At 59.9% G+C, this 18,668-nt stretch carries 17 protein-coding genes; 12 read left to right on the top strand and 5 right to left on the bottom strand.

The features are described from left to right. The first annotated feature begins 44 nt into the window (after positions 1-44). From FOT55_RS17460 to FOT55_RS17450, 3 genes are all read left to right on the top strand, one after another. Positions 45-1,265, top strand: a complete 1,221-nt coding sequence (locus FOT55_RS17460; RefSeq protein ID WP_147823792.1) for an NADH:flavin oxidoreductase/NADH oxidase family protein — start codon at positions 45-47, stop codon at positions 1,263-1,265. A gap of 505 nt (positions 1,266-1,770) precedes the next feature. Continuing rightward, on the top strand, positions 1,771-3,153 hold the full coding sequence (locus FOT55_RS17455) for a diaminobutyrate--2-oxoglutarate transaminase (protein ID WP_072269829.1): 1,383 nt from the start codon (positions 1,771-1,773) through the stop codon (positions 3,151-3,153). 18 nt (positions 3,154-3,171) lie between these two features. After that, positions 3,172-4,641 carry a pyridoxal phosphate-dependent decarboxylase family protein gene (locus tag FOT55_RS17450; protein WP_043137457.1) on the top strand — a complete coding sequence of 490 codons (1,470 nt, stop codon included), beginning with the start codon at positions 3,172-3,174 and terminating at the stop codon, positions 4,639-4,641. A 76-nt stretch (positions 4,642-4,717) separates the two neighbouring features. On the opposite strand, the gene FOT55_RS17445 is transcribed toward FOT55_RS17450, so the two are convergent. Next, complete coding sequence (locus FOT55_RS17445; RefSeq protein ID WP_147823791.1) at positions 4,718-5,245, bottom strand: carboxymuconolactone decarboxylase family protein; 528 nt, start codon at positions 5,243-5,245, stop codon at positions 4,718-4,720. 3 nt (positions 5,246-5,248) lie between these two features. Next, positions 5,249-6,166, bottom strand: coding sequence for a cyclase family protein (locus FOT55_RS17440; protein ID WP_238476116.1), 918 nt, complete (start codon positions 6,164-6,166; stop codon positions 5,249-5,251). On the opposite strand from FOT55_RS17440, the gene FOT55_RS17435 reads away from it, so the two are divergent. Next, a complete protein-coding gene (locus FOT55_RS17435) occupies positions 6,165-6,971 on the top strand; it encodes a helix-turn-helix domain-containing protein (RefSeq protein WP_226905806.1) in 807 nt (268 codons plus the stop codon). The genes FOT55_RS17440 and FOT55_RS17435 overlap by 2 nt on opposite strands. Before the next feature lie 69 nt (positions 6,972-7,040). Further along, positions 7,041-7,937 carry a LysR family transcriptional regulator gene (locus tag FOT55_RS17430; protein ID WP_127145899.1) on the top strand — a complete coding sequence of 299 codons (897 nt, stop codon included), beginning with the start codon at positions 7,041-7,043 and terminating at the stop codon, positions 7,935-7,937. A 116-nt stretch (positions 7,938-8,053) separates the two neighbouring features. Here the strand turns inward: FOT55_RS17430 and FOT55_RS17425 are convergent, their stop codons facing one another. After that, positions 8,054-8,524 carry a DUF2846 domain-containing protein gene (locus FOT55_RS17425; protein WP_025302823.1) on the bottom strand — a complete coding sequence of 157 codons (471 nt, stop codon included), beginning with the start codon at positions 8,522-8,524 and terminating at the stop codon, positions 8,054-8,056. A gap of 413 nt (positions 8,525-8,937) precedes the next feature. Here FOT55_RS17425 and FOT55_RS17420 point away from each other — a divergent pair, with 413 nt between their 5' ends. The 7 genes from FOT55_RS17420 (at position 8,938) to pqqF (ending at position 15,648) form a co-directional block, all read left to right on the top strand. After that, complete coding sequence (locus FOT55_RS17420) at positions 8,938-9,987, top strand: dipeptidase (protein WP_049207640.1); 1,050 nt, start codon at positions 8,938-8,940, stop codon at positions 9,985-9,987. Positions 9,988-10,104: 117 nt separating this feature from the next. Beyond that, on the top strand, positions 10,105-10,182 hold the full coding sequence (gene pqqA / locus FOT55_RS17415; protein WP_004937827.1) for a pyrroloquinoline quinone precursor peptide PqqA: 78 nt from the start codon (positions 10,105-10,107) through the stop codon (positions 10,180-10,182). Positions 10,183-10,240: 58 nt separating this feature from the next. Next, the gene (gene pqqB, locus FOT55_RS17410; RefSeq protein ID WP_147823789.1) at positions 10,241-11,152 is read left to right on the top strand and encodes a pyrroloquinoline quinone biosynthesis protein PqqB; all 912 of its coding nucleotides are present in this window, start codon (positions 10,241-10,243) and stop codon (positions 11,150-11,152) included. A 9-nt stretch (positions 11,153-11,161) separates the two neighbouring features. Then, a complete protein-coding gene (gene pqqC / locus FOT55_RS17405; RefSeq protein ID WP_025302820.1) occupies positions 11,162-11,917 on the top strand; it encodes a pyrroloquinoline-quinone synthase PqqC in 756 nt (251 codons plus the stop codon). Next, positions 11,917-12,195 (top strand): pyrroloquinoline quinone biosynthesis peptide chaperone PqqD, encoded by a 279-nt coding sequence (pqqD, locus tag FOT55_RS17400; protein WP_016927749.1) that lies wholly within the window; start codon positions 11,917-11,919, stop codon positions 12,193-12,195. The genes pqqC and pqqD overlap by 1 nt, the downstream gene beginning before the upstream one ends. Next, positions 12,188-13,324, top strand: coding sequence for a pyrroloquinoline quinone biosynthesis protein PqqE (gene pqqE / locus FOT55_RS17395; protein ID WP_147823788.1), 1,137 nt, complete (start codon positions 12,188-12,190; stop codon positions 13,322-13,324). The genes pqqD and pqqE overlap by 8 nt, the downstream gene beginning before the upstream one ends. A 2-nt stretch (positions 13,325-13,326) precedes the next feature. Further along, positions 13,327-15,648 (top strand): pyrroloquinoline quinone biosynthesis protein PqqF, encoded by a 2,322-nt coding sequence (gene pqqF / locus FOT55_RS17390; RefSeq protein WP_147823787.1) that lies wholly within the window; start codon positions 13,327-13,329, stop codon positions 15,646-15,648. On the opposite strand, the gene FOT55_RS17385 is transcribed toward pqqF, so the two are convergent. Both FOT55_RS17385 and FOT55_RS17380 read right to left on the bottom strand, forming a co-directional pair. Next, positions 15,645-17,030 carry a purine-cytosine permease family protein gene (locus tag FOT55_RS17385; RefSeq protein WP_049204022.1) on the bottom strand — a complete coding sequence of 462 codons (1,386 nt, stop codon included), beginning with the start codon at positions 17,028-17,030 and terminating at the stop codon, positions 15,645-15,647. The two genes, pqqF and FOT55_RS17385, sit on opposite strands and share 4 nt — an antisense overlap. 161 nt (positions 17,031-17,191) lie before the next feature. Next, complete coding sequence (locus tag FOT55_RS17380) at positions 17,192-18,658, bottom strand: aldehyde dehydrogenase (protein WP_043137398.1); 1,467 nt, start codon at positions 18,656-18,658, stop codon at positions 17,192-17,194. Between the last annotated feature and the right edge of the window lie 10 nt (positions 18,659-18,668).

Below are 18,668 nucleotides of genomic sequence, written 5' to 3'. Positions count from 1 at the left end.
AACCCTAGTATAGCGCCATTCCCCCTGCGACAGGAACGTACCCGATGTTTACCCCACTGATTCTGCCCAACGGCAGCCGCTTACCCAACCGTCTGGCCAAGGCCGCGTTGGAAGAAAATCTGGCCGATGAAGGCCAACTGCCCGGCCCCGCGCTATGGCGCCTGTATCGCCACTGGGGTATCGGCGGTGCCGGCCTCATCATCACCGGCAACGTGATGATCGACGGACGCGCCATGACCGGCCCCGGCGGCGTAGTGCTGGAACAGGATACGCCGCTCGAGGCGTTCAAAACCTGGGTGGCGGCCTCGCGCCAAGAAGGCGCACAGGTATGGATGCAGCTCAGCCACCCGGGCCGTCAGGTGATGGCCAACATGGGCGGTAACGCCTGGGCGCCCTCCGCCATCCCAATGGCGATGGGCAAGTACAGCAAGCAGTTTGCCCCGCCGCAGGCCATGAGCGAAGCGCAGATTGCCGAGGTGATCGCCCGCTTCGCCGCCAGCGCGCACGCCGCCGAACAGGCCGGGTTTACCGGCGTGCAGATCCATGCGGCGCACGGCTACCTCATCTCCCAGTTCTTGTCGCCGTTGTCCAACCAGCGCAGCGATCGTTGGGGGGGCGAGCTGGCGAATCGCGCCCGCCTGCTGCTGGAGGTGGTGCGCGCGGTGCGCCAGCGTGTCTCGCCAGGCTTTTGCGTGGCGGTCAAACTGAACTCCGCCGATTTTCAGCGTGGCGGCTTTTCGCCGGACGAGGCCCGACAGGTATTGTTGATGCTCAACGAACTGCCGGTCGATCTGGTGGAGTTGTCAGGCGGGAGTTATGAGAGCCCGGCGATGCAGGGCGAAGCGGCGGACGACAGCACCCTGGCGCGCGAAGCCTATTTTCTGACCTTCGCCCGCGATCTCGCCGCAGTGGCCCGCATGCCGGTGATGACTACTGGCGGCATCGCCCGCCCGTCGGTGGCGCAACGGGTGCTGAACAGCGGCATCGCGGTGGTCGGCATCGCCACCGCCATGGCGGAAATTCCCGATCTGCCGCACCGCTGGCAAACCGGCGAAGCCCCTCATGCGCTGCCCGCACCGGTAAAATGGCGCGATAAAACGCTGACGCTGCTCGCTCGTATGGCGCTGATCAAGCGCCGCATGCACGCCCTGAGCCGCGATCGGACGCGCAACGTGCGTTACTCCCCGCTGTGGTCGCTGCTCATCGACCGGTGGCGCACCCGCCGCACTCTGCGGCGCTATCACGCCTGGTTACGACAACGTTAATAACCGCGGTGCCGGCAGACTCGCCGGCACCGCACAAAAATCCCGCTTTTTTGATCGCGCTACGTAAAATCTGCAAGAAATCACCACTCTGGGTACTGCGCTTTTAACGCTCGACCGCTTATATTCATCACAAATTTTGTGTATATAACCGCTATAGGACTTAAGGTGGTGAATAGATGAAAATAAGCCGCTATTTTCTATTTATGTTATTAATCGGAAATTCACCTTAATAATAAATGCATTAAAGAAGTAGCCAAAGGAAAGCAGAAAAGGATTTTTACGCAATGTTAAAGAAATGTTATTTTTTGCTGGCAAAACCAACGGTCAACAAATCAACAACATATTGATGAGCCTAAGAAAAAACTAAACAATTCAAAACAAAATCGGCTATTGAGTCCCAGGCAAAAAAGCCATATATTGGTCGCGCTTTTCACAAGGCAGTTACTTTTCTAATTCATTAATTCAATCGTTGCGTCTTGAGACCTTCGGTTGTAGGAGAGATATGATGACGGATAAAGTCCGTATTGATACTTTAGTTGCAAACTCATTAAACGGAAACAATGAAACCTATTTGGCGCGTCAAGCCGAATTTGAGTCGAATGTTAGGAGTTATCCGCGCAAATTGCCGTTGGCAATTGCGAAAGCCCAGGGCGTTTGGATCACTGATGTTGAGAATAATCAATATCTTGATTGCCTGGCCGGGGCGGGAACGTTGGCTCTTGGACATAATCACCCCGACGTCCTGCAAAGCATCCAAAATGTCATTACCAGCGGCTTGCCGTTACATACTCTCGATCTCACGACCCCGTTGAAAGATCGTTTCTCCGATTACCTGCTCTCTCTGTTGCCTGGCGAAGGCAAAGGGTATTGCCTGCAGTTCTGCGGCCCGTCCGGCGCCGATGCGGTGGAAGCCGCGCTGAAGCTGGCGAAAAAGCACACCGGCCGTTCCGGCGTGATCAGCTTCTCCGGCGGCTATCACGGCATGACCCACGGCGCGCTGTCGGTCACCGGCAACCTGTCGCCGAAGGCGGCGATCAACGGCATGATGCCGGAAGTGCAGTTCATGCCTTATCCGCATGAATACCGCTGCCCGCTGGGCATCGGCGGCGAAGCTGGCGTCAAGGCGCTGACCTACTACTTCGACAACCTGGTTAACGACGTGGAAAGCGGCGTGCGTAAACCGGCGGCGGTGATCCTGGAAGCCGTTCAGGGCGAAGGCGGGGTTAACCCGGCGCCGGCCGAGTGGCTGCAGCGCATCCGCAAAGTGACGCAGGAGCATGGCATTCTGCTGATCATCGACGAAGTTCAGGCCGGTTTCGCCCGTACGGGCAAGCTGTTCGCCTTCGAACACGCCGGCATCGAGCCGGACATCATCGTGATGTCGAAAGCGGTCGGCGGCGGCTTGCCGCTCGCGGTGCTGGGCATCAAAAAAGAGTTCGATGCCTGGGAACCGGGCCACCACACCGGCACCTTCCGCGGCAACCAGCTGGCGATGGCCACCGGCCTGACCACCCTGCAGTACCTGAAAGAGCATAAGGTCGCCGATAAAGTGGCCGCTCAGGGCGAATGGCTCAAAGGCAAGCTAACCGAGCTGCAGAAACGTTATCCGGTGATCGGTCACGTCCGCGGTCTGGGCCTGATGATCGGCATCGAGATCGTCAAGCCGAACGAAGCGCAGGATCACATGGGCTGTTACCCGGCCGATGGCGAGCTGTCCGCGCTGCTGCAGAAAAAATGCTTCGAATCCGGCTTGATCCTGGAGCGCGGCGGGCGCAACGGCTGTGTGCTGCGCCTGTTGCCTTCCCTGCTGATCACCAATGATGAGCTGGGTATTTTCCTGGATAAATTTGAGCAGGCGCTGTTGGCCGCCGGCGTCAAGCCAGTCTGATTGGAGCGAATGACCGCGATGTCCAAGTTAAACCCGATTCTGGCTTCCTCGGCGCACAGCGCCGAGGCTTACCGCCAGGCGATCGCACAGAGCAGTGAAGCCGTCGTGCAGTGGCTGCAACAGCCCGAGATGTATCAGGGCAAAAGCGTTGCCGAACTGCGCGAGCGCATCCAGCTAGACTTTACCCCGCAAGGCCTGGGCAACCAGGCGGCGATCGAGCGCGCCATCGAGTACTTTTTGAAAGACAGCCTGTCGGTGCACCACCCGCAGTGCGTGGCGCACCTGCACTGCCCGAGCCTGGTGATTAGCCAGGCTGCCGAAGTGCTGATCAACGCCACCAACCAGAGCATGGACTCCTGGGATCAGAGCCCGTCGGCCACGCTGATCGAAATGAAATTGATCGAGTGGCTGCGCGCCCAGGTCGGTTACCCGTCCGGCGACGCCGGGGTGTTCACCAGCGGCGGCACCCAGAGCAACCTGATGGGGCTGATGCTGGCGCGCGACGCGTTCTTCGCGCGTCAGGGCCACTCCGTGCAGCAGGACGGTCTGGTGGGCGATCTGCGCAAGCTGAAGGTGTTCTGTTCTGAAAACGCCCACTTCTCGGTGCAGAAGAACATGGCGCTGATGGGCCTCGGCTATCAGTCCGTCACCCTGGTGAAAACCGATCGCTTCGCCCGCATGGACGTGAACGATCTGGCGGAAAAACTGGCGCAGGCCAAGGCCAACGGCGAGCAGGTGATGGCGATTGTCGCCACCGCCGGCACCACCGACGCCGGTGCCATTGACCCGCTGCGCGACATCGCGCGGCTGGCGGCGGAGCAGCAGATTTGGGTGCACGTGGATGCGGCCTGGGGCGGCGCGCTGCTGCTTTCCGAGCAGTACCGCGACTACCTGGACGGCCTGGAGCTGGTGGACTCCATCACCCTGGACTTCCATAAACAGTTCTTCCAGACCATCAGCTGCGGCGCCTTCTTGCTGAAAGACGAGCGCCACTACGAGCTGATGCGCTATCAGGCGGCCTACCTGAACTCCGAGTTCGACGAAGCGCAAGGCGTGCCGAACCTGGTGTCCAAGTCGCTGCAGACCACCCGCCGCTTCGATGCGTTGAAGCTGTGGATGGGGCTGGAAGCGCTCGGGCAGAAGCAATACGCCGAGATCATCGATCATGGCGTGACGCTGGCGCAACAGGTGGCGCGCTACATCGCCGATCAAGAAGCACTGGAACTGGTGATGCAGCCGCAGCTGGCCAGCGTGCTGTTCCGCTACCGTCCGGCGCAGCTGGCGGCGAACGGCGATGCGGCCGTCGCGCTGTTCAACCAGCGTATCGGTGACGCCCTGTTGGAATCGGGCCGCGCCAACGTCGGCGTGACCGAGTTCGATGGCGTGACCTGCCTGAAGATGACGCTGCTGAACCCGATCGTGACGCTGGAAGACATCAAGCTGTTGCTGGCGCTGGTCGAGAAAACCGCCCAGCAGCTGCCCGCGTAACCCTCTGCCACTGCGCATTAAAAGCCGATAACCCCAGGTTATCGGCTTTTTTATCGCGCTCACGCCGTGCGCGTATTCAATCCGTTGACATGTTTTCCCAGGATGTCGCTTGTAGGTCCAGATCGATTTCCAGCGTTTCCAAAAAGCGCGCCGTCATCATGTAGTGCCCAATCATTAATGCCAGTTCAGCCAGTTGAACCTCGTCATAATAGCGCCTGACCGCGTTAAATGTGTCGGCAGAGACCTTCACCTGCTTCACGCATTCATCGACAAAATGCAAGATGGCCGTCCCTCTGGCGTCGATGCCCACACCCTGCTCTATTTTCTCGATGTCGTCATCGCACCACCCCGCAAGGATCGCCAGCGGATAGTGTTGCATACGCTCATAAGCGCTGTGGCTTAACGCGCCAACCCTTAATATGATCATTTCCCGATCTTTATCACACAGTCGCCCGGCCGGAAAAGAAGCGCCCAGGGACAGATATCCCTGCGCCGAACGGCTGGTTTTCAACAGACCCAGCGTAAGATTGGCGGGAAAACGGGCATATTGCTGCTGCTGCTCAGCCGTTAATTCACTCACTGCCGGCAGTTTTATTCTGGCCATCGCTTATTCTCCCGCTTGAGCTTCGATAATTGCAACCGGCCGAGCCCAGCCGGCGGATGCCTTATAAACCTTCACCGGCAGACTGATCACGTTAAATCCACAGGGCGGCAGCAATTCAAGATTGCACAGTTTTTCAATCTGGCAATAAGGATATTGACTGCCGGCATAGTGCCCTTCCCAAATAAGCGAAATATCGCCGCTTTGTTCAAATTTGGTGCGCGTATGGCTGAATGGCGCGTCCCAGCTCCAGGCATCGGTGCCCACCACCCTGACGCCGCGTTCAGTAAGATACAGCGTCGCTTCACGGCCCATGCCGCAACCGCGATGAATAAAATCTTCGCTGCCGTAACGCCCGCCGGCCGCCGTGTTGACCAAGACAATATCGCCGGCGGCGATAGGATGGCCGATCCTCGCTAATTCACGCTCAATATCATGCGTAGTGGCCACATAACCGTCGGGAAAATGCCGGAAATCCAATTTGACGCCAGGGCCGATACACCATTCCAGCGGTATTTCATCAATGGTTTTTGACGCCGATCCGTCATCCATATGCGAATGGTAGTGATAAGGGGCGTCCATATGCGTTCCCGCGTGGGTGCTCATGCGGACAAATTCCACCGCCCAGCCCTCCTGACGCGGCAGCGCTAAGGGATCCAGGCCGGGAAATGATTCCGCCAGCTGCAACGCTCCGCGCTTGTTGTCAACATACTCGATTTCCGGCAGAAACCGCTCCGGATCGGAAGCGATCCCGCTCATCAGCGGCACCGAAAGATCAATGATTTTACCGTACATATTGTTACCTTTATCCAGGGGAATGACCTGCCCAGAGTAAGCTTTCCCCATAGAATAGAAATGCCGATTATCAGACAACTTATTGTTATAATAGGAAGACGCAGCCATGAACGGACAGGAAGGCATCATGAAACCGTCAGAATTGACCGGGGAAATCCCAATATCGATTTGGTTCAGAAATAAATCCTGGCCGGCAGGAACGCAATTCCCTTTACAGGCGTTGCCATGGGGCAAACTGATGTATTCCATGAAAGGGTTGGCGGAAATAAATATTGAGAACAATATTTATTTATCCACACCAGAATATGCCATTTGGCTCCCCGTTAATACCGAACATGAATCCGTAGCAAAGAGTGCAATTGACTATGTCATTCTTCATGTCAGCCCCTCGCTATGCCAATCCTTACCGAGCAGACCGCAAACCCTGCGGCTGAATAAGATCGTCAAAGCGGTGCTGGCCGATTTTTCAGAAAGGCTTATTGGCTATCCGCACACGCCTCAGGACCAGACGCTGGTTACCGCGTTGCTTGAGCAGCTGGCGCTGTCGGAGCGTTTTGACAGCTACCTGCCGCTCGGCAGCGATGACGTTGTCAAGATCATGACCGAAAAGATGAGCGCCGCGCCGCACGATCTCAACACCCTGACACAATGGTCGGGCATGCTGGGCTTGAGTGAGCGTACGCTGTCGCGGCGATTTCTCGCCGCTACCGGCATCTCTTTCAATGAATGGAAGCTGAGAAGCAAAACCCTCATGGCGATGACGCTGTTACAGGAAGGGAAAGCCGTCAAATATGTCGCCTCTACCCTGGGATATAACGATCCGTCCGCGTTTATCGCCATGTTCAGACGGCAAACGGGCCAGTCCCCCTCCGGTTTTTTAGCGGTAAGTCATGGCACAGCGAAAACAGGCTCAGGCATAATGCATGGCGACTGATGCAGCATTCGCACGCACAAACTGCATCGAACGCCTTCCCCCCTATTCAGCACGACAGGATGCGCACGCATGACCGACCCTGATTTCAACCTGCTGATCGCACTCGACGCGCTGCTGACGGCGGGCAGCGTTGCCGGCGCGGCGCGGCGTCTCGGTTTAAGCGCCTCGGCGATGAGCCGCACCCTCAGCCGGCTGCGCACGGCCACCGGTGATCCTCTGTTGGTGCGCGCCGGCCGTCATATGGTGCTGACGCCCTATGCCGAAACGCTGCGCGAGCGGGCGCGGCACGCGACGTTCGAAGCCCGCGCTGTGTTGCGTCCGGCGCAGGGAGCATTGGATCCCGCCGCGCTGGATCGTACCTTCACGCTGCGCGCCAATGACGGCTTCGTCGAGGCCTTCGGCCCGGCGCTGATCGCCGCCGCCGCCGAACAGGCGCCGCGGGTGCGGTTGCGCTTTGCGCCCAAGCCGGAGAAAAGCGACCGCCCCCTGCGTGAAGGTCTGGTCGATCTGGAGATCGGCGTATTGGGTGACATGGGCCCGGAAATCCGCCTGCAGGCGCTGTTCCGCGATCGCTTCGTTGGCGTGATGAGAACCGCACATCCGCTGGCGCAACAGCCAGAGATTGGCGTCGCCGACTACGCCGCCTGCGGCCACGTGGTGGCCTCGCGCAGCGGGCGCATTCTCGGGCCGGTAGATGCCGCGCTGGCGGAGCTGGGGCTGGCACGCCATATCGCCGCCGTGGTGCCAAGCTTTCCCGCCGCGCTGGCGGTGGCGCAAGCCTCGAACCTGTTGGCGTTGCTGCCCACCTCTTTCCTGCAGGCTCAACCTGCCGATGGCCCGCTGCGCGTCTTCGAGCTGCCGGTGAAAACGCCGCCCATTACCGTCTCGCAAATGTGGCACCCGCGCCTGGACGCCGAGGCGGATCACCGCTGGCTGCGGCAGTTGGTGTTGTCGGTTTGTCATTAAAGAAAAACGGAGTGACATCGTCACTCCATTCATAGCCGTAGGGTAAACAGCGAAGGTTTAAACAGATAATGGGAATTTCAGGAGGAATATCCCTGAAATCCCACGGGCAAGGAGCATTAGCTATCGCAACGGCCGCCCTTGGCAAGCTTTACCGCAGCTTTAGAAATAACACGTTTGCCTTCATCCTCTGTCGATTGACTCAGACCGGCACCGCCGACGAATACACCCATCTTAATATATTGTCTTACGAAGTAATTTTTCCCCGCTTCGGTATAAATGGAAAGATCGTTAGGAGAAAATTCAGATTCGGTAGAGATTTTATGCTGTTGTCCGCCGTCAACCTGGGTATAGAAAAACGTTTTATCCGCGGTCTCACCCACGCATTTGCCGTCAAGATAAACATCTTTCTTCAACGCCTTGCCGACAAAACTGTCACGATAAATATAGAGGCCCGCTTTGTTTTCATCCAACGCAGGGAAGCTTTTGGCATGCGCTGATTCTTGATCTGTTGCGAGAGGGATGCTTGCACACCCGCTTAATAATAATGCGCTCGCCAGTGAGGCGGAGAGGAGTAGTCTTTTGGTCATGATCAATCCTTCGGTATAAAAATGTAGCAAGGAACAACGCTTAATTCACTGTGAACATTTAATTATCACATTAAATATAACCAACAGTTATTATATTGATAGTGGTGAAATTCATTTTCAAACAGTGAGTTAGGGGGGCGGCGTGCCCAACACACAAGCGATAACGATATTGCCACAAATAAAATTTGATTCAAGAAATCAATATCTAAAATATTACAGAACCATCAATTTTATTGGCATAATCAACGCTGATCCACACGTTTAAATTACCTTGACCGCTGGCTGAAAATAATTTCGGTCAGGTTAATCTCCGTATGTTCACTGCATTCGAATCTCCCCATCGAGCGAGGGTTGTTCCCCCTCGCTCGATGGGAGAACATAGCGTTCACGATGCCTGACTCAGTGAAACGCCCATGACGCTTCCCCCTCTCTGGCCGGTCTTCGACGGCCATAACGACCTGCTGCTCAATCTGTGGCTGCAGCATGACGACGATCCGGTCGCCGCCTTTTATTCCCGCGTCACGCCGGGCCACCTCGATTTCTCCCGCATGCGGCGCGGCGGATTTTTCGGCGGGCTGTTCGCGGTATTTATTCCTCCGGTCAGCTATATCGCCCAGATGCGTAATCAAACGCAGGACGAGGCGCAGGCCGCCTTCGATCCGCTGGCGATCGCCGAACGGCAGATCGCCATCCTGCAGCAGCTGGAACAGGCTTCTCAGGGGCAGCTGCGCATCTGTCGCACCGCCACCGAAATAGAACAGTGCCGCCTCAACCGGCAAATCGCCGCGGTGCTGCATATCGAAGGCGCCGGCATGATCGATGCAGAACTGACGCAGTTGGAGGCCTTCTACCGGCTGGGCGTGCGCAGCATCGGGCCATTCTGGAATCTGCCAAACGCCTTTGGTACCGGCGTCAGCGGGTCGTTCCCCGGCTCACCTGATACCGGCCCCGGCCTGACGCCGGCCGGCGAGGCGCTGATCCGTGCCTGCAATCAGCGCCGCATCATGATAGACGTCTCGCACATGAACGAGAAAGCCTTCTGGCAAACCGCCGCGTTGAGCACCGCACCGCTGGTCGCTACCCACTCCAATGCCCATGCCCTCTGCCCGCAGCCACGCAACCTGACCGACGCGCAGCTGGACGCCATCGCCCAGAGCGGCGGGATGGTCGGCGTCAATTTCGGCACCGCCTTCCTGCGGGCGGACGGTAAACGTGACAGTGCAACGACCGGCTTAACAGAAATTGTTAAACACGTTGAGTATTTGATCGCTAAACTTGGTGAAGATCGCGTGGGGTTTGGCTCTGATTTTGACGGGGTCAACGTACCGCAACCGTTGGAGGACGCCGCAGGCCTGCCGCGCCTGACGCAAGCGCTGGCGCAGGCCGGGTTCGATAACCGGCTGCTGGAGAAGCTGACCTGGCGCAACTGGCTGAACGTGCTCGCCGCCACCTGGGGTGAATAACCCGGTTACGCTTTAAAGGTTGCGATCTCCGTCACATTTCGCCAACATTGTGCCGGCCGAATGCGAACGTTTCTCATTGGGTTCGACATATTACGATGCATGCTAAGGAGCACCGCTATGACTACCTGGACTAAACCTGAGTTTGTTGACTTGCGTCTGGGGCTGGAAGTAACGCTGTACATTTCCAACCGTTAATCGCCCGTCTGCCCGCCCTTCGCGCGGGCATTTCTTTCCCTCTCTTTCTGGTTTAGACATGCAGATAAAAGTTCTCGGCTCGGCGGCGGGCGGCGGCTTTCCCCAGTGGAATTGCAACTGCGACAACTGTCGGGGCGTTCGCGACCACAGCATCAGCGCCACGCGCCGCACGCAGTCTTCCATCGCTATCAGCGACGACGGTAAAAACTGGGTGCTGTGCAACGTTTCCCCGGACATTTGCCATCAACTGTTGGCCTCGCCCGCATTGAATAACCCCGACGTGCTGCGTGGCACCGGCATCGGCGCGATCGTGCTGACCGACAGCCAGATCGATCACAGCGCGGGCTTACTCAATTTGCGTGAGGGCTGTCCGCACCAGGTCTGGTGCACGCCTGAAGTACATGACGATCTCAGCACCGGCTTCCCGGTGTTTCCCATGCTCTCCCACTGGAACGGCGGGCTGATTCACCACCCGGTGACGCCCGGCGAACCGTTCCACACGGCGGTCTGTCCGACCGTGCGCTTTACCGCCATTCCGCTGCTCAGCAACGCGCCGCCCTATTCGCCGTACCGCGATCGTCCGCTGCCGGGCCACAACGTGGCGCTGTTTATCGAAGATACCGCACGCGGGGTCGGGCTGCTGTACGCACCGGGCCTGGGTGAGCCGGACGAGGCGCTGATGCCGTGGCTGCGCCGCGCGGACTGCCTGCTGATCGACGGCACGCTGTGGCGCGACAACGAGCTGGCCAACGCCGGCGTGGGCCGCAATACCGGCAAGGACATGGGGCATCTGGCGCTGGCGGAAGAACATGGGCTGGCGGCCCTGCTCGCCACCTTGCCCGCCAGGCGCAAAATCCTGATCCACATTAACAATACCAACCCTATCCTCAATGAAGACTCGGTAGAGCGACAAAGCCTGACCGCCGCCGGCATTGAAGTGAGCTGGGACGGCATGAATATCGAACTGTAGGGAACCGCCATGACGCAACCACTCCCCCTTGACCCACAGGCGTTTGAAGCGGCGCTGCGCGCCAAAGGCGCTTATTACCATATCCACCACCCGTACCACATCGCGATGCACAACGGCGAAGCGACCCGCGAGCAGATCCAGGGCTGGGTGGCCAACCGGTTCTACTACCAGACCAGCATTCCGATTAAGGATGCGGCGATCATGGCCAACTGCCCGCAGCCGGAAACACGCCGCAAATGGGTGCAGCGCATTCTGGATCACGACGGTTACGGCGGCAGCGAAGGCGGCATCGAGGCCTGGCTGCGCCTGGGCGAAGCCGTTGGGCTGCAGCGCGACACTTTGCTCTCTGAAGAGCGGGTACTGCCGGGCGTGCGCTTCGCGGTGGACGCCTATGTCAATTTCGCGCGCCGCGCTTGCTGGCAGGAAGCGGCCTGCAGCTCGCTGACCGAACTGTTCGCGCCGCAAATTCACCAATCGCGCCTCGACAGCTGGCCGCAGCACTACCCGTGGATCGACGCCGCCGGCTACGACTATTTCCGCAGCCGCCTCGGCCAGGCCAACCGCGATGTGGAACACGGCCTGGCGCTGGCGCTGGACTATTGCGACACCGTTGAAAAGCAGCAGCGCATGCTGGAGATCCTGCAGTTCAAGCTGGACATTCTGTGGAGCATGCTGGACGCCATGAGCATGGCCTACACCCTGAACCGCCCACCTTACCACAGCGTGACCGCCGCGCGGGTATGGCACAACCAGAGGCTGGTGTAATGACGCTGAACCCTGAACACACCCCAGTCTTCCGCCGCGGTTACCGCCTGCAATGGGAGCAGGTGCAAAACAGCCATGTGATCCTCTACCCGGAAGGCATGGCCAAGCTGAACGACAGCGCCGCCGCCATTTTGCAACTGGTCGACGGCCACACTACGCTGAACGGCATCATCGCCCAGTTGAACGCCCGCTTCCCCGGCGCCGAAGGGTTAGCGGACGACGTGCTGGAATTTTTCCAGCGCGCCTACGAACAAAAATGGGTGACCTTCCGTGACTGAACCACGTGCGCCGGCGGTGAATCCGCCGCTCTGGCTGCTGGCGGAGCTGACCTACCGCTGCCCGCTGCAGTGCCCCTATTGCTCTAACCCGCTCGATTTTGCCACGCAGGAAAAAGAGCTGACCACCGCGCAGTGGATCGAGGTGTTTCGCCAAGCGCGGGCGATGGGCAGCGTGCAGCTCGGCTTCTCCGGCGGCGAGCCGCTGGTGCGTAAAGACCTGCCCGAGCTGATCGCCGCCGCCCGCGATCTCGGGTTTTACACCAACCTGATCACCTCCGGCATCGGCCTGACCGAGAAAAAGCTGCAGACCTTCGCCGACGCCGGGCTGGATCACATTCAGATCAGTTTTCAGGCCAGCGATGAAACGTTGAACGCCGCGCTGGCGGGCTCCGCCAAAGCATTTCAGCAGAAGTTGACCATGGCCAAGGCGGTCAAGGCGCTCGGCTATCCGATGGTGCTCAACTTCGTGCTGCATCGCCATAATATCGGCCAGATCGACCGCATTATCGAACTGGCGATCCAGCTGGACGCCGACGACGTCGAGCTGGCGACCTGCCAGTTCTACGGCTGGGCGCACCTGAACCGTGAAGGCCTGCTGCCGACCCGCGAACAGATCGCCGATGCGGAAACCGTGGTGAAACGCTACCGCGAACGCATGGCCGCCGACGGCAAGCTGGCCAACCTGCTGTTCGTCACGCCGGACTACTACGAGGAGCGCCCCAAAGGCTGCATGGGTGGCTGGGGCGCCATCTTCATGAGCGTGACGCCGGAAGGCATGGCGTTACCCTGTCACAGCGCCCGTCAGTTACCGATCGCCTTCCCGTCGGTGCTGGAGCACGATCTGCAGCATATCTGGTACCACTCGTTCGGTTTTAACCGCTATCGCGGCTATGACTGGATGCCGGAGCCCTGCCGTTCCTGCTCGGAGAAAGAGCAAGACTACGGCGGCTGCCGCTGTCAGGCGTTCATGCTAACCGGCAACGCCGACAACGCCGACCCGGTGTGCGGCAAATCGCCGCACCACGGCACCATTCTGGCGGCGCGGGAAGCGGCGAACCGTTCGCAGATCGGTATCGATCAGCTGCGTTTTCGCAATCAGACCAACTCCCGTCTGATCTTCAAGGGTTGACGATGGCACTCGCCGGCGCCTCTTGGCAGCTCGAGAACGGTTTGGCCGTCAAGGCGATAAGCGACCCTGCTGTCGGCTGCGCCGCCGCGCTGGTGCGCATTGAGGCGGGCAGTTTTCAGGCGCCCGTCGCCTGGCCGGGCCTGGCGCACCTGCTGGAGCATATGTTGTTTCGCGGCAGCGCGAACTTCAGCGCGCAAGAGGGCCTGATGAGCTGGGTACCGTCGGTCACTGGCCGACTGAACGCCACCACCCAGGCTACGCAAACCGCGTTTTTCTTCGAGGTGGGCACCGAACATTTGGCGCAGGGGTTGGCGCGGCTAAGCGATATGCTCGCCGCCCCACAGCTGGCGACCGAGGCGATTGAGCAGGAGATCGAGGTCATCGACGCCGAATACCGCCTGCTGCGCGCCGAGGTAGAAACCCGCTGCGAAGCGGCGCAGCGGCAGATGTTCGGCGGCCTTGGTGCAATGCATCGCTTTCATATCGGCAGCCGCGCCGCTTTCGGCAACGACATTTCCGCGTTGCAGCAGGCGCTGCGGCAGTTTCACCAGTGCTATTTTCGCGCGCCAAACATGACGCTGTGGCTGCAAGGCCCGCAATCGCTGGCGCAGCTGCATGCGCTGGCACAGCGCTACGGCAGCCGCTTGCCATCGGGCAGCGCCATACCGCACGAAGCCTCACCGTCGCTGACCGCCGCGAAAGATTACACCCTGTCTCTTCCCGGCACGCCGCAGCTGAGGCTGGTGTTTGCCCTGTCGCGTTCCCATTCACGCGGTTGGCTGCGGCGGCTGGAGCGCCTGCTGTTGGACGAAGCCCCCGGCGGGCTGCTGGCGCGGCTGCGCGCTCAGGCGTGGTGTGACGCCGTTCGGCTGGATTATTCGCGCTGCAGTGAGAACAACGCCCTGCTGAGTTTTATCTTTACCGTTAATCACGGTTCAGCCGCTGAAGCTGCCCACATCGAAAGCGCCCTGCTGGCGTGGCTACAGGCGCTGCAGGTGCTGACACCGGCTCAGCTTGCGCATTACGAGCGGCTGGCAAATCGCGATTTCCACCGTTTGGCGCCGCTCGATCAGCTGCGGGCCAGAGCGCTTGGGCTACCGCCGGTGAAGTCGAACGACGATTGGCCGCGGCATATTGCGGCGCTGATTAGCGCGCCGCGCCGTCGCCTGGCCGTGCGGCCTGATGGCCACGGCGAAACCCGTGAAATTCAAGGGCTGCCGCTGGCGCTTGGCCTCTTCGCCAGCGCCGCGCTGACGTCTGCCGCGGAACCTTTCCGCTTTTTCGCCACCTCGGCGGCGCTGCTTAGTCCGACCTTGCCTTCCGGCCTGGCGCCGCTGCGGCATCTGCTCCCCGGCGAAGCGCAGCCTGTGCTGCTGCTGCGGCCGGCGCCGTCGAGCCGCTTCAGCGATGGACAGGCCTACGGCTTACAGGCGGCGCTGCGCACCGGGGCGGCAGAACTGGCGCATCGGGAGGGACATTTGAGCTTCGAGCGCCATCAGGGCGTGTGGCTGCTGCAACTGGCGGGCAGCCACGCGCTGATCTGCCACGGGCTGAGTGAGGTGAACCGAGCGCTGGCGGTGTTGCCGCCGACCGTTCTCAGCGAAGCGGCGAGAAACCTGCGCCATACGCAGCTGAAAGAACAAAGCGATATCGCCATTCGCCGCCTGTTAGCTCAATTGCCGGCGGCGCTCAGTGCGCCAACCGAAGCAGCACAATGGCATGCCACCTTGATCGGCGGCGATGGCGAGTTAAAACGGCAGCTGTCGCACCTGCTGTACGACTTCCCCTATTTCGTGGCCGCGGAGCCGCCGCTGCCGACACATCAACATCATTGCCCCATCACGCTGACGGAAAGCGGCGCCGAAAGTGCCTTACTGCAGTTTTACCCGCTGCAAAACGATGAAGCCGAAGGCCGTTGGGCGCTGCGCGTGCTGGCCCAGCTTTACGCGCCGCGCTATTTTCAGCGGCTGCGCGTGGAACGCAACGTGGGTTACGTGGTGCAATGCGCCTTCCACCGCTGCGCCGATGCCGAAGGCCTGCTGTTCGCGCTGCAATCCCCGACGTTCACCGTTGAACAGCTGAGGCAGTTAACCGACGAATTCTTATTGCAGATGCGTCATGAGTTGCCGCACGTTAGCTCGGGTGAACTGGCGCAAATACAACAGGCGACGCAACAAAACTTGCAGCGCCTCAGCATCGAATCGTTGCAGCGCGCCCGAGAAATTGCGTTGGAAAATCGCGTGGCCATGGCTGACGCGGCGCCAGTCACGCTGACCCAACTGTTGCACTGGCAGCAGCGGCTTTTCCAGGGCGATGACATTTAAAGCTGCACTGCCCAGTTAGCCCGTCGTGAACAACACAATGGGTATGCGATACCGGTCAGCACCATGCTGATCACCCAGGAAATGTCTGCGCCCGGGATCAGATTGGCGTAAGGGCCGGAGAAGAACGCGTTCTCAACAAAAGGCACCTGCACCGCAATACCGCCGAAATAAACGCCGAGCGCGCGGGTGTTAAGCAGGCCATAGCGCCCGCCGTCGGCGCTGAAAATGGCCGAAATGTCATAGCGTTGGCGGTTAAGCAGGTAAAAATCGATCAGGTTGATCATGCACCACGGGATCAGCACCGAGATCAAGGCAAAGATCAGGTTCAGGAACAGATGTACAAAGTTGGCCGAGGCGACCAACGCCACCCATACCGATCCCAGCAGAATCAATGTCGAGAACAGCGTACGTATACGCGCATTCGGCATCCACTGCGGCAAGAAGGTTTGTACGGCGGTAATCAACGAGAGCACCGCACCGTACAAATTCATCGAGTTATGGCAGATGATGTTGATCAGAAACAGCACCATCAGCACCGGCCCCAACCCTCCCGTCGCCTGACGCACCGCCTCCATGACATCATCGCTGCCGGCGACCAGATTGACCGCCACCATGCCGAACACAAAGGCCAAAATGGTGCCGCTGCAGGCGCCGAAGTAGGTATACAGGAACGGTTTGGCAATGCCGACTTCCGCCGGCAGGTAGCGCGAATAGTCTGACGTGTAGGGCGAGAAGCTGATTTGCCAGACGGCGCCGATGCAGAACGTGGCGAACCAACCGGCAATGCTGAACGATCCCCGCAGCCAAAAATCCGCCGGCAGCGGTTGAGAAAACATCAATACCAGCCCGAGGATCAACGCGCTGCCCATCACCCAGGCGCCGATTTTGTTGATCTTATGGATGAAACGGTAGCCCACCACCCCGATCAGCGTCGCCAGCACCGCGCCAATCACCGTCGCCGCGCCCATGTTCAATGACGGGATGACGTTATGGATGACCTTGCCCGAGAGCGTGATGTTAGAAATGAAGAATCCCAGATAGATCACCGTGGCGAACACGATCACCAACAGCGACCCATAGCGGCCGAACTGCGCCCGACTCTGCACCATTTGCGGTATCCCGACCTGCGGCCCCTGGGCCGAGGTCAGCGCCAGAAAAATGCCGCCGAACAGGTGGCCGGCGATAATCGCGCTCAGCGCCGAGAGAATATCGAGATGAAACGTCTGCGTGGAGATGGCCCCGGTCACGACCGCCAGCGGCGCAATGTTGGTGCAAAACCACAGGGTGAACAGGCTGCGGGCATGGCCATGACGCTCCCCGGCGGGAACAAAATCGATCGACTTGTCTTCAATAAACGCGGTCTGCTCTGGCTGAGAATTCATATATCCCCCGGTTAACCTGGATTATTATTTTTTACAGCGTGTAGGGTGCCAATACGTCGAAAAAAGCGTGCGTTTGCCCCGGCGACATTGCGGTCGCCGGTTTCAACGCGATGAAAACTGGGTTGCCGGCGCGATCCGAGATCGCGCCTGATTGCGCTGGCTCAGCGCATGACGAAGGGATCGTCTATCGGATCGTCACTGGTGCGCAGCCATACCGTCTTGCTGGTGGTGTATTCCAGCGCGGCGTCAATCCCGCCCTCGCGGCCAAACCCCGACTTGCCGTAACCGCCGAACGGCGCCAGCGGCGATACCGCTCGATAGGTATTGAGCCACACCACGCCCACCCGCAGGCGACGGGTCACCCGGTGCGCGCGCGTCAGATTCTGCGTGAAAATACCGGCCGCCAGGCCATAGGCAGAATCATTGGCGAGCTGAATGGCTTCCGCTTCGTCCCTGAAGGTCAACACCGACAGCACCGGGCCGAACAGCTCTTGCTTCACGCACTCGGCGTCGGGTTGCGCGCTGCAATCGACGATCGTCGGCGGGTAGTAAAAGCCTGGTGAAGCGATCGCCGCATGGCCAATCACCAGTTTCGCCCCCTGCTCCAGCGAGCGGCTGACGATGGCGGCGATCCGCTCTTGCTGCTGCCGGGTGCAAAGCGGCCCGAACTGAGTGTCTGGGCGATCCGGCGGCCCGATGCGAATGCTGCGTATCTTCTCCGTCAGCCGGGCCAAAAACGCGTCTTTGATGCTTTCCGCCACCAGCAGCCGCGAACCGGCCACGCAGCTCTGGCCCGACGCAGCGAAAATAGCCGCCACCTGCGCATTCGCCGCGCTGGTCAGATCCGCGTCGTCGAAGACGATAAACGGCGATTTCCCGCCCAGCTCCAGCGAGGTGCTGGCGAGATTTTCCGCACTGCCGCGAACGATGTGCTTCGCGGTTTCCGCGCCGCCGGTAAAAGCGATGTGGTCTACCTGCGGATGCGCCGTCAGCACCGCGCCGCAGTCGGCGGCAAATCCGGTGATCACATTGCACACGCCGCGTGGAAAGCCGGCCTCGTCTATCAGTTTGGCGAACGCCAGCAGTGGCACAGGCGCAGTTTCCGCCGCCTTGACCACCAGCGTGCAGCCGGCGGCGATCGCCGGGCCGATTTTCACCGCCGCGAGAAACAGCTGGCTGTTCCAGGGCACGATCGCCGCCACCACCCCAATAGGTTCGCGTCGAACCCAGGTTTCCATGTCGGGTTTGTCGATCGCCAGCACGCTGCCTTCCATCTTGTCGGCCAGGCCGGCGTAGTACCGGTAGTACTCCGCCACATAGGCGATCTGCGCCCGGGTTTCCCGGATGATCTTGCCGGTATCCAGCGTCTCCAGCCGCGCCAGCTCGGGGGCGTGCTGCTCAAGCAAGTCGGCCAGCCGCAATAACAGCTTGCCGCGCGCGCCGGCGGTCATGTCGCGCCATTCGGCCCCCTGAAATGCCCGGTGCGCCGCCGCAACGGCGCGATCCACATCCTGGGTGCGCGCTTCCGCCACCTGCGCCCAGGGTTCACCGGTCGCCGGATTGAGCGAGGCGAAGGTCGCCGATCCGCCATCAAATCGGCCATCAATGTAAAGTTCGAACGACTCCATTAGCGCCTCC

This window comes from Serratia bockelmannii, from assembly GCF_008011855.1.
In the GTDB taxonomy this organism is placed as follows: domain Bacteria; phylum Pseudomonadota; class Gammaproteobacteria; order Enterobacterales; family Enterobacteriaceae; genus Serratia; species Serratia bockelmannii.
Note: the sequence above shows the minus strand (reverse complement) of the source record. Positions and strands in the feature narration are given on the sequence as shown.

What these genes read in the sequence shown, in the direction of transcription:
- FOT55_RS17460 (WP_147823792.1), top strand. Translation starts at nt 45, where the DNA reads ATGTTTACCCCACTGATTCTGCCCAACGGCAGCCGCTTACCCAACCGT.
- FOT55_RS17455 (WP_072269829.1), top strand. Translation starts at nt 1,771, where the DNA reads ATGACGGATAAAGTCCGTATTGATACTTTAGTTGCAAACTCATTAAAC.
- FOT55_RS17450 (WP_043137457.1), top strand. Translation starts at nt 3,172, where the DNA reads ATGTCCAAGTTAAACCCGATTCTGGCTTCCTCGGCGCACAGCGCCGAG.
- FOT55_RS17445 (WP_147823791.1), bottom strand. Translation starts at nt 5,245, where the DNA reads ATGGCCAGAATAAAACTGCCGGCAGTGAGTGAATTAACGGCTGAGCAG.
- FOT55_RS17435 (WP_226905806.1), top strand. Translation starts at nt 6,165, where the DNA reads ATGAAACCGTCAGAATTGACCGGGGAAATCCCAATATCGATTTGGTTC.
- FOT55_RS17440 (WP_238476116.1), bottom strand. Translation starts at nt 6,166, where the DNA reads ATGATGCCTTCCTGTCCGTTCATGGCTGCGTCTTCCTATTATAACAAT.
- FOT55_RS17430 (WP_127145899.1), top strand. Translation starts at nt 7,041, where the DNA reads ATGACCGACCCTGATTTCAACCTGCTGATCGCACTCGACGCGCTGCTG.
- FOT55_RS17425 (WP_025302823.1), bottom strand. Translation starts at nt 8,524, where the DNA reads ATGACCAAAAGACTACTCCTCTCCGCCTCACTGGCGAGCGCATTATTA.
- FOT55_RS17420 (WP_049207640.1), top strand. Translation starts at nt 8,938, where the DNA reads ATGACGCTTCCCCCTCTCTGGCCGGTCTTCGACGGCCATAACGACCTG.
- pqqA (WP_004937827.1), top strand. Translation starts at nt 10,105, where the DNA reads ATGACTACCTGGACTAAACCTGAGTTTGTTGACTTGCGTCTGGGGCTG.
- pqqB (WP_147823789.1), top strand. Translation starts at nt 10,241, where the DNA reads ATGCAGATAAAAGTTCTCGGCTCGGCGGCGGGCGGCGGCTTTCCCCAG.
- pqqC (WP_025302820.1), top strand. Translation starts at nt 11,162, where the DNA reads ATGACGCAACCACTCCCCCTTGACCCACAGGCGTTTGAAGCGGCGCTG.
- pqqD (WP_016927749.1), top strand. Translation starts at nt 11,917, where the DNA reads ATGACGCTGAACCCTGAACACACCCCAGTCTTCCGCCGCGGTTACCGC.
- pqqF (WP_147823787.1), top strand. Translation starts at nt 13,327, where the DNA reads ATGGCACTCGCCGGCGCCTCTTGGCAGCTCGAGAACGGTTTGGCCGTC.
- FOT55_RS17385 (WP_049204022.1), bottom strand. Translation starts at nt 17,030, where the DNA reads ATGAATTCTCAGCCAGAGCAGACCGCGTTTATTGAAGACAAGTCGATC.
- FOT55_RS17380 (WP_043137398.1), bottom strand. Translation starts at nt 18,658, where the DNA reads ATGGAGTCGTTCGAACTTTACATTGATGGCCGATTTGATGGCGGATCG.